Here is a 9785-nt window from a genome sequence, read left to right as displayed (position 1 = left end):
GTAGGTCCGCCTCGTCCACGGGCTGCTCCGTGTGGCAGCCGTGCCCCCCGCGTGCCGGGTCACCGCAGGGTGGCCAGTGAAGGGCGGGTGGGTGGGGGAGTCCGTAGCGGAGCGGCGGGCGGTTGAGGTCCCGTCGGGGGGAAACCTGACGATCGGCAGGGGCGGGCACCGCCGGAGGCCACGTAGCGTCCGGGGAGTGAGAACGCCACGCCCGACGGACACCGCCCTCTGGGCGGCCCTCGCCGTGCCCGCAGCAAGCGCCGACGCGATAGGCCTCAACGAACCCCGCCCCCTGTGGGGCCACCTCACGGGCCTCGCGATCCTCGCGGCGGCGGCCATCACCTGGCGCTCACGGCCGCTCACGGCCTTCCTCCTCGCCGCCGCCCCCGGCCTCACCGCCCCCGCCCTCTTCACCGTCTCCTACGGCCCCGCCCTCGCCGCATTCGCCCTGCTCCTCGGCAAGCGCGGCCCCCGCGCCCGACCGGCCCTCCTCGCCTTCGCGGCGCTCGGCGCCGTGGGCACCGCCCGGATCGTGGTCCGGGACGTGGACCCGGTCGTGGAGTGGCTGGTACTCCTCGGCACCCTGCTGTTCGGCGCCGTCTTCCCCTGGCTCGCGGGCCGCTACTGGCGCCAGGGCCAGGAGCTCGCGGCGGCGGGCTGGGCCCGCGCCGCCCAACTGGAGCGCGAGCAGCGCATCGTCGCCGACCGCGCCCGGTTGCGGGAACGCGCCCGTATCGCCCAGGACATGCACGACTCCCTGGGCCACGAACTGAGCCTCATCGCGGTGCGAGCGGGCGCCCTCCAGGTGGCCGCCGACCTGCCGGACCACCACAAGGCCGCCGCCTCCGACCTGCGCATGGCCGCCGCCAACGCCACGGACCGGCTCCGCGACATCATCGGAGTGCTCCGCGACGAGGACGACGAGCCCGCACCCCTCGCCCCGCCCGGCGGGCCCGTACCCCTCGCCCCGCCCGGCGGGCCCGTACCCCTCGCCCCGCCCGGCGGGCCCGTACCCGTCGCCCCGCCCGGCGGGCCCGTACCCCTCGCCCCGCCCGCCGGGCCCGTACCCCTCGCCCCGCCCGCCGGGCCCGTACCCGTCGCCCCGCCCGGCGGGACCGTACCCCTCGCCCCGCCCGCCGGGCCCGCACCCCTCGCCCCGCCCGCCGAGACCCTCGCCCAACTGGTGGCACGCGCCGCGGAGTCGGGCCTGCCCGTGCGCTACGCCGCCGACGGCGCGGAGCCGCCCGGCAGCGCGGGGCGCCTCGCGCACCGGGTGGTGCAGGAGGCCCTGACCAACGCCGCCAAGTACGCGCCGGGCGCCCCCGTCACCGTAACGGCGACCCGCACGGACACGGGCACCACGATCGAGGTCACCAACGCCCCGCCCCCGCCCGGCGCCACTCCCCGCCCCGGCCCGCGGAACGGCGGCTCGGGCCTCGCCGACCTGCGCACGCGGGTCGAGGCGAGCGGCGGCACCCTGACGGCGGGCGCGCACGGGAAGGGCTTCCGCGTCCACGCACGCGTACCGCAGGCCGCCGACGCGACACCCCGGCCGCCCGCACCCCCGCACCCCGGTGCCGTACTCGCCCTCGCCCGCCGGCGCACCGCCCTCGCCTTCGGCGCCGCGGTCGCCACCGGAACCGTGCTGGTCGCCGGTGCCTTCGGCTGGTACGCGTACACCGAGACGCACTCCGTCCTGCGGCCCGCCGACTACGCGGCGCTGCGCGTGGGCCAGCCCCAGTCCGAGGTCGCCGCCGTGCTGCCGGACCGCAGCGTCACCGACCCGCCCGCCGAACGCGCGCCGAGCCCGCCGCCCCCGGGCGCGGACTGCCGCTACTACCGCTCCGGCGGGCAGCTCTTCACCTCGCTCAGACACTTCAGGCTCTGCTTCGACCACGGAAGGCTGGTGGACAAGACGGTGATCCCCAAAGCGGGAACTGACCGGCGGGAGAAGGCAGAAGACGCAGAAGACACGGAGAAGGAAAAGGAAGGGGAGCAGGAGTGGGTGCGGTGATACGGGTGTTGCTCGCGGACGACGAGGCGATGATCCGCGCGGGCGTCGGCGCCATCCTCGCGTCGGACACCGGCATCGAAGTGGTCGCCCAGGCCGCCGACGGCCGCGAAGCGGTCGACCTGGCCCGCGCCCACCGCCCCGACGTCGCGCTCCTGGACATCCGCATGCCGCGCCTGGACGGCCTCGCGGCGGCCGAGGAGATCGTAAGGACTCTGCCGGGCACGGCGGTCGCGATGCTCACGACGTTCTCCGAGGACGCGTACGTCGCCCGGGCGCTCGGCGGCGGCGCCACCGGCTTCCTGCTCAAGTCCGGCGACCCGCACGAACTCATCGCGGGCGTGCGGGCGGTGGCCGACGGCGCCGCGTTCCTCTCGCCGCGGGTGGCACGGCAGGTGATCGACGGCTTCGGCGCCCGGCGCCTCGGCCGGCGGACCGAGGCCCGCGCCAGGGTGGACCTCCTGACGCCCCGCGAACGCGAGGTCCTCGGCCTGGTGGGCGCAGGCCTTTCCAACCCCGAGATAGCCGCACGCCTCCACCTCGTCGAGGGCACGGTCAAGGCCTATGTGAGCGCCGTCCTGGACCGGTTGGAGGTCAAGAACCGCGTCCGGGCGGCAGTCGTCGCGTACGAGGCGGGCCTGGTCGCGGACGACGGGGACGCCACGGCGAGCTGAAGCCCCGTCTCAGGGGCGGGGGTGGCGGGGGTCCTCCGGCCGGTCTGCCGTCTCCCGCCCGTACGGGTACTCGGCCTCGTCGCCGTACGGGTACTGGGCTCCATGGCCGGACGGGTACTGGGCTTGGTGGCCGTGCTCGTACTCGTACTCGGTCTGATGGCCGGTCTGATGGCCGGGGTACGGCTCCCCGTGCGGCTGGGACTGCCGCCCGGGCTGCTCGGGCTGCTGCGGCTGCTGGGCGTCATGCTGCTGCGGAACCCGGCGCAGCGCCATCGTCTCGTCCTGCCGGGGCGCCGCCGCCCGGTCCTGGCGGCGGAGTGCGATCGTCCGGTCCTGCGGGCGCTCGGCCTGCTGCCCCGCAGGGGCGTAGCCGCCCCCCGGCCCCGCGGCCCGTGCGGGCTCGTACGGGAGGGAGTTGCGGTACTGGCCGTCCTGGCGGGGCACGAAGGCCGAGGCGGTGGCCGGACTCGACGCCGCGGGAGCGGACGCCGTGGCGGGGCCCTGGCCCGCGAACCACCGGACGACACCGGTACGCGATCCCCGCATCGCCTCCGTGATCCGCGTCACCGGGGTGGCGGCGAGCCGCACCGCGAGGAACACCACGACCGCGCCGAGCACCAGACCGACGGCCACGTCGTGCGGGTAGTGCACGCCCACGAACACCCGGGAGAAGGCCATGAGCACGGCCATCGGCAGGGTCAGGGCCGCGATGCGGGGCCAGGCGAGGGCGAGACCGAGGGCGGCGGCGCCCGCGATCGTCGAGTGGTTGCTCGGGAACGACCAGTCGCCGTGCGGCGGGCACTCCACGAGCGGCCTCAGCGCCCCGGACACCGCCCGGCACGGCCGCTCCTCCTCGATGACGGACTTCACGGCCTCGCTGATGACGTACGCGAGCGCCGTGCCGAGCGGCGCGAGGACCGCCACCGCGACGGCACGCGGGTCGCCGCCGCGCGCCCGCCACCAGGCGACGACGAAGAGCGCGCCGAAGAGCAGCAGGCCCAGTTCCGTCCACACCTCCGCGAGGTGCTGCACCCAGGCCGGGGTGTCACGGGCGAACTCGGTGACGTCGAGGTAGAGGCCAGAAGAATCCATGGTGTCCATGATTACGGACGGTACGAAGTGGTTCCGCCCCGTCACATCCAGCGACCGGTGGGTCACGGACCTGACGAAAGTCAGGGGTGGCGGGGAGGAGCGGGGGCGTGCGCGTGCCCCTCGGAGGGCCCGACCGGAATGATGATCCGCAAAAGTTGTGACCTGAGGCGGCGGGTGGGGCAGGACAACGCCCGGTTCTCTCGTAAGGTTTGGGCGTGGGATCTTTGCGCAATCCGATCGGGCCGCTTCCCTCCTCCATCTATTGGCGTCGGAGGGCCGTCCTGCTGTCCATGGTCGGACTCCTCTTGCTGCTTGTCGTATGGGCCTTGGCGTCGGGCGGAGGCGACGGCGAGAACGGCGCCGACGGCCCGTCGGGCAACGGACCCGCGACGTCCATCACCCCCGGGCCCTCCAGTTCGGGGCCCGCGATCAGTGAACACCCGGGCGGGCGGGACGAGTCGGAGGGCTCGCAGGACGGCGCCGACGGCGGCGGCTCGGGCTCCGGGGACTCCGCGGGCTCAGGCGGCTCCGGCTCCGGCGGGTCGTCCGACGGCGGTGCCGGGGGCGGCGGCACGGACGACGCCAAGGGCGGCGGTGGATCCGGGCAGCGGCTGCCCGCGGGGTCGACCGTGGCCAACTGCACGCCCGGCGCGGTCGAGTTGAAGCTGCGCAGCGTGCGGAACACCTACGCGCCCGGCCAGAAGCCGAAGCTGGAGCTGACCGCCGTCAACACCGGCGGAAAGGCCTGCAAGGTCGATCTCGGCGGCAAGGGCACCGTCTTGACGATCACTCAGGCCGGTGCGGACGACACGCTCTGGTCCTCCGCCGACTGCCCCGGCGCCAGGGCGAGCCTCCTGTACCGGGTGCCCGCGGACGGACAGGTGACGTACGCCGTGGAGTGGGACCGCAAGGCCAGCGCCCCGCAGTGCGCGACGCCTCCGGCGGGCAGCGCCAAGGCAGGCACCTATCTGGTCGAGGTCAGCTCGCCCGGCCTCGGCAAGGTCGCTCCGGCGTCGTTCGTGCTCGCCAAGGACTGAGGCCGCCCGCCGGGCCCGGGGCCGCCCGCCGGGGGAGGCCGGGGTCGGGTGTCGGGCGGCCGAGGCCGCCGACCTGGGACCGGGCTGTCCGCGTACGCCGCTCGCCCCGCCGGAGGCTAGACGTACCGCTCCAGGATGGAGGACTCGGCGAGCCGGGACAGGCCCTCGCGGACGCTGCGGGCCCGGGCCTCGCCCACCCCGTCGACCGTCTGGAGGTCGTCGACGCTCGCGGCGAGCAGCTTCTGGAGTCCGCCGAAGTGCTCGACGAGCCGGTCGATGATGGCCCCTGGCAGCCGGGGGACCTTCGCGAGGAGCCGGAAGCCGCGCGGCGACACCGCCGAGTCGAGGGTTTCCGGCGACCCCGTGTATCCGAGGGCGCGGGCGACCGTGGGCAGTTCGAGGAGTTCGGCGTGGCTCAGGGAGTCGAGGTCGGACAGCGCCTCGTCCACCGTGCGGGAGCGCTTCGCCGTGGGCTCGGGGACATAGTCCCGTACGACCAGTTCGCGCTCCGGCTCCACGCCCGCGATCAACTCGTCGAGCTGGAGGGTCAGGAGGCGGCCGTCCGTGCCGAGCTCCACCACGTACTCGGCGATCTCCGTGGCGATGCGGCGCACCATCTCCAGGCGCTGGGCGACGGCGGTCACGTCCCGCACCGTCACCAAGTCCTCGATCTCCAGGGCGGAGAGCGTGCCCGCGACCTCGTCCAGGCGGAGCTTGTACCGCTCAAGGGTGGCGAGGGCCTGGTTGGCACGTGACAGGATCGCCGCGGAGTCCTCTAGGACGCGGCGCTGACCGTCCACGTACAGCGCGATGAGGCGCATCGACTGGGACACCGAGACGACGGGGAAGCCGACCTGTTTGCTGACCCGGTCCGCCGTGCGGTGCCGGGTGCCGGTCTCCTCCGTGGGGATGGTGGGGTCGGGCACCAACTGCACGCCCGCGCGCAGGATCTTGGTGATGTCCTTGTCGAGCACGATGCCGCCGTCGAGTTTGCACAGCTCACGCAGGCGCGTGGCGGTGAACTCGACATCCAGGACGAAACCGCCCGTACACATCGACTCGACGGTCTTGTCGGAGCCGAGCACGATGAGCCCGCCCGTGTTGCCTCTGAGGATGCGCTCCAGGCCGTCGCGCAGGGCCTTGCCCGGCGCGACCGCGCTCAGGGAAGCGCGCATCAGCGCGTCGGCAGCGGAGCCTCCACCGGGCTTCCCGGGAGCCGCTCCCCGGTCGTTGGCTGCCACTGCACTCCTCTGGTCGCAGGTTGTCCAACCCTTGGCCGACGCTCCGCCGCACGCCTTGCTTCGTACGGATGGGCGAGACCAGGGCAAAGTCTACCGGCGCTGGTTGTCCTCCCGTGGGGCCTCTCGCCGACGCGATCTCGGAAGGACCCGCAGCGCGTCGCCCATGTCGGCGACTTCGGTGACCTTCATACCGGCCGGGACCTTCCCCGGGTCGGTGGGGACGAGGGCGTGGGTGAAGCCCAGGCGGTGCGCCTCGGCCAGCCTGCGCTGCACTCCGGTGACCCTTCTGACCTCGCCGGCCAGGCCCACCTCGCCGATCGCGACCAGGTTCTTCGGCAGCGGGGTGTCGCTGGCCGCGCTGGCCAGGGCGAGCGCCACGGCCAGGTCCGCGGCCGGTTCGGACAGCTTCACGCCGCCGACCGTGGCGCTGTAGATGTCGCGCTTGCCGAGCGCGGTGATGCGGCCGCGCTGCTCCAGGACCGCCAGCATCATCGAGACGCGGGACGTCTCCAGGCCGGAGGTGGTGCGGCGCGGGGAGGGGATCTGCGAGTCGACCGTGAGCGCCTGGACCTCGGCGACCAGGGGGCGGCGGCCCTCCAGGGTCACCGTCAGACAGGTGCCGGGGACCGGCTCGGCGCGGCGCGTCAGGAACAGGCCCGAGGGGTCGGTCAGGCCCGTGATGCCCTCGTCGTGCAGTTCGAAGCAGCCGACCTCGTCCGTCGTCCCGTACCGGTTCTTCACGCCGCGGACCAGGCGCAGGCGGGCGTGTCGGTCGCCCTCGAAGTGCAGCACCACGTCCACGAGGTGCTCCAGGAGGCGCGGGCCCGCGATCGCGCCGTCCTTCGTGACATGGCCGACCAGGATCGTGGACATGCCGCGCTCCTTGGAGGCGCGGATCAGGGCGCCGGCGACCTCACGGACCTGCGCCATGCCGCCCGGCGCGCCGTCGATCTCCGGCGAAGCGACCGTCTGCACCGAGTCGAGGACCAGGAGCGAGGGCTTCACCGCGTCCAAGTGGCCGAGGACGGCGGCCAGATCGGTCTCGGCCGCCAGATACAGATGGTCCGCGAGCGCGCCGATGCGGTCGGCGCGCAGCCGGACCTGGCTCGCCGACTCCTCGCCGGTGACATAGAGCGTGCGGTGCTCGTCCGTGGCCGCCTTCGCCGCGACGTCGAGCAGCAGCGTGGACTTGCCGACGCCCGGCTCGCCCGCGAGCAGCACCACGGCGCCCGGCACCAGGCCGCCGCCGAGCACCCGGTCCAGCTCGGCCACGCCGGTGGTGCGGGCGGTGGCGCTGCGGCCGTCCACCTGGCCGATGGGCAGCGCGGAGGAGGTGACGCGGCCGGGGGAGGTCGTGCGCACCGCGGGCGCGCCGTACTCCTCGACCGTGCCCCATGCCTGGCACTCGGGGCAGCGGCCGAGCCACTTCGCCGTCTGCCAGCCGCATTCCGTGCAGCGGTAGGACGGGCGGTCCTTGGCGGTTTTCGTACGGGCAGCCATGCGTGAACCGTAGCCGCCGCCACTGACAACGGGTCCCGGCCGCTGGGTCGCCCGCGGCCCGCCCGCGTGAACGGGCAGTGGAATCTTGGCTTCCTGTCCCCTTTTGAGGGATCTGTTCACCCGTAAGGATTAAATGCGCTCAAGGGGGCAGAACGGGTCTGCATCATGCGCCTACCTTCGCACGGGTGATGAGCAGCAGTCCGGAAACCCCCACGTACACCACCGGCGCGCAACGGGCGCATCAGGGCGCCCGCAAGCGGGTGGTGCCACGCGCGGTCGCGCAGCCGCCGGCGCCGCTGTCGCCCCCGGCGCCTCCGGTCACGTACTACGAACCGTTCCTGGACGGCCTGTTCACGTACTGCCTGTCGGTGTTGTGCGACCACGACGCCGCGACGGCCGCGCTCGGCGACGTGCTGGCCCTTGCCGAGCGCCGCGGTGCGCGACCCGACGGCGACACCCGCGCGTGGCTGTACGCACTCGCCCGCTGGATGTGCCTGCGGGCTCTGGCCGAGGCGAAGCAGCGTGGGCGGCATGGGCACGCCGGGGGCCGGGGGGTGGCCTCGGCGGCGTCTCCGGGCTCGGTGGCGTCTCCGGCTTCTCCGGCGTCTCCGGCATCGGCGGACCCGGCGGACCTGGCGGGCCCTGTGCGCGCGGGCGGCGACGCGAGTCGTGCTCCCGCCGCTGCCGCTGCCGCGACGGCAGCCCCGGATCACCCCGTGCCCGCCGCATCGCATGCTCCGGCGGCCGTGCCGGGGTACCACCCCCAGGGCCCCGTCGGCGTGCCGCGCGCCCCCTTCGCGGCGCCCCAGGGCCCAGTCGTGGTGCCCCCGGCGCCCTCCGGCGCGGGGGGTGCGGCGCACGGCGCGCGGACTGCCGCACAGAACGACTGGAACGGGAACGACGGGAACGACTGGAACGACTGGAACGACGGGAACGACTGGAGCGACCGGCACGACTGGAGCGACCGGCAGGACCGGAGCGATCGGCACGAGCGGAGCGATCGGCAGGACCGGAGTGACCGGCAGGACCGGAACGACGCCTCCGGTGGCGTGGCGACGCCGCTCGACGACATCGCCCGTGCCCGGCGTCGCGAACTGGCGCAGTTGGCCTGGCCGGAGGCCGCGGGGACCACGCCCGAGCAGCGTGAGGCCCTGGAGCTGGCCGTCCGGCACCGGCTCGCGCCCAAGGAGGTCGCCGCCGTCCTCGGCCTCGACCCCGCCGCCGCCCGCGAACTGCTCGCCTCCGCGGCCTGCGAGGTGGAGCGCACCCGCGCTGCCCTCGCCGTCGTCGAGACCGGTTCCTGCCCGATCGTGGCCCGCCTCACCGGCGACAACCAGGTCCTGCTCGGCACCGCCCTGCGCCGCGAGCTGGTCCGGCACGTCGACGACTGCCCGCGTTGCCGCCGTACCGCCGAGAGCGCGGGTTCCGGCGCCTGGCCCGGCACTGCCGTCACCCCGGCCGCGCTGCCGGTGATCGCCGCCCCGCGCGCGGCTCTGCTCCACGCCATGGCGCACGCCCCGCGCACGGCTCGCAGGGCTCGCGGCGGCGGGCCCCGTTTCGACCGCCGTGGCTTCCCAATGGACCCCAAGGACCACGCGGCTCGCCGGGGGCGGTTGCGTGCGCGGGCGGTCACCACGACGGTCGTCGCGACGGTCGTGGCCGCCCCCGTTCTCGCCCTCTGGGCGGCCTACCGGGGTGCGCCTCTCACGGGTGAGGGGCGGGACGGCCGCGCGACAGGTGTCAGCGAGGCGGAGGACGGCGCCAGCGGCGGGGGCGGCCGCGAGGACTATGAGAACGCGGGCAACGCCCGTACGGGTTCCGACCCCCGCTTCCGCGACGGCCGCGGGGGCCCTGGTGTCTCCGTGGAGGTCATCAGCCCCGGGGGGCCCGCGGGGTCGGCACCCGGTGCCGGGCGGATCGGTGTCCAGGCCAGGTCACACGGCGGCGTGACGCTGATCACGCTGACCGGGGCGGGGAGTTCGCCGGTCCGCTGGTCCGCGAGCACCGGTGCCTCCTGGCTCGTCCTGAGCCAGTCGTCCGGCACGCTCTCGCCCGGCGGGTCGGTCACGATCAGGGTGTACGTGGACGACGACCGCGAGCCGCCCGGGCACTGGAGCGCACGCGTCACGATCGCCCCCACCGGAGCGGTCATCGCCCTGAACGGCTACGGCCGCCCCACCCCAGCACCCCGCCCAGGCCACCCGACTCCCCGCCCCACACCACCAAACCC

6 protein-coding genes and 1 pseudogene are annotated in these 9785 nt (G+C 74.7%); 4 read left to right on the top strand and 3 right to left on the bottom strand.

What is annotated here, in order from left to right; translation table 11 throughout:
- Positions 1–196: 196 nt before the first annotated feature.
- On the top strand, positions 197–2014 hold the full coding sequence (locus tag IG78_RS47220) for a sensor histidine kinase (protein ID WP_030574358.1): 1818 nt from the start codon (positions 197–199) through the stop codon (positions 2012–2014).
- The gene (locus tag IG78_RS0140090) at positions 2011–2685 is read left to right on the top strand and encodes a response regulator transcription factor (RefSeq protein ID WP_030574355.1); all 675 of its coding nucleotides are present in this window, start codon (positions 2011–2013) and stop codon (positions 2683–2685) included. The genes IG78_RS47220 and IG78_RS0140090 overlap by 4 nt, the downstream gene beginning before the upstream one ends.
- 474 nt (positions 2686–3159) lie before the next feature.
- Here IG78_RS0140090 and IG78_RS0140085 read toward each other — a convergent pair.
- Positions 3160–3786, bottom strand: a pseudogene (locus IG78_RS0140085) (phosphatase PAP2 family protein); the annotation flags it as partial.
- A gap of 206 nt (positions 3787–3992) precedes the next feature.
- Between IG78_RS0140085 and IG78_RS0140080 the strand changes: the two are divergent.
- The gene (locus IG78_RS0140080; RefSeq protein WP_030574348.1) at positions 3993–4814 is read left to right on the top strand and encodes a hypothetical protein; all 822 of its coding nucleotides are present in this window, start codon (positions 3993–3995) and stop codon (positions 4812–4814) included.
- 116 nt (positions 4815–4930) lie between these two features.
- Here the strand turns inward: IG78_RS0140080 and disA are convergent, their stop codons facing one another.
- Positions 4931–6055 carry a DNA integrity scanning diadenylate cyclase DisA gene (gene disA / locus IG78_RS0140075; protein ID WP_030574345.1) on the bottom strand — a complete coding sequence of 375 codons (1125 nt, stop codon included), beginning with the start codon at positions 6053–6055 and terminating at the stop codon, positions 4931–4933.
- Between the two features lie 90 nt (positions 6056–6145).
- The gene (radA, locus tag IG78_RS0140070) at positions 6146–7555 is read right to left on the bottom strand and encodes a DNA repair protein RadA (protein WP_030574342.1); all 1410 of its coding nucleotides are present in this window, start codon (positions 7553–7555) and stop codon (positions 6146–6148) included.
- A 188-nt stretch (positions 7556–7743) separates the two neighbouring features.
- Between radA and IG78_RS52030 the strand changes: the two genes are divergently transcribed.
- Positions 7744–9785, top strand: a 2042-nt coding sequence (locus IG78_RS52030) for a BACON domain-containing protein (protein WP_430739069.1), incomplete at its 3' end; no start/stop codon positions are given.

Source organism: Streptomyces aureocirculatus (genome assembly GCF_000720475.1).
Classification (GTDB): Bacteria; Actinomycetota; Actinomycetes; order Streptomycetales; family Streptomycetaceae; genus Streptomyces; species Streptomyces aureocirculatus.
The sequence above is the reverse complement of the archived record's forward strand: the minus strand, read 5'-3'. Positions and strand labels throughout refer to the sequence as shown.

Bases quoted from the DNA above. Each gene is read 5' to 3' on its own strand.
- radA (WP_030574342.1), bottom strand. From the start codon at position 7,555: ATGGCTGCCCGTACGAAAACCGCCAAGGACCGCCCGTCCTACCGCTGC.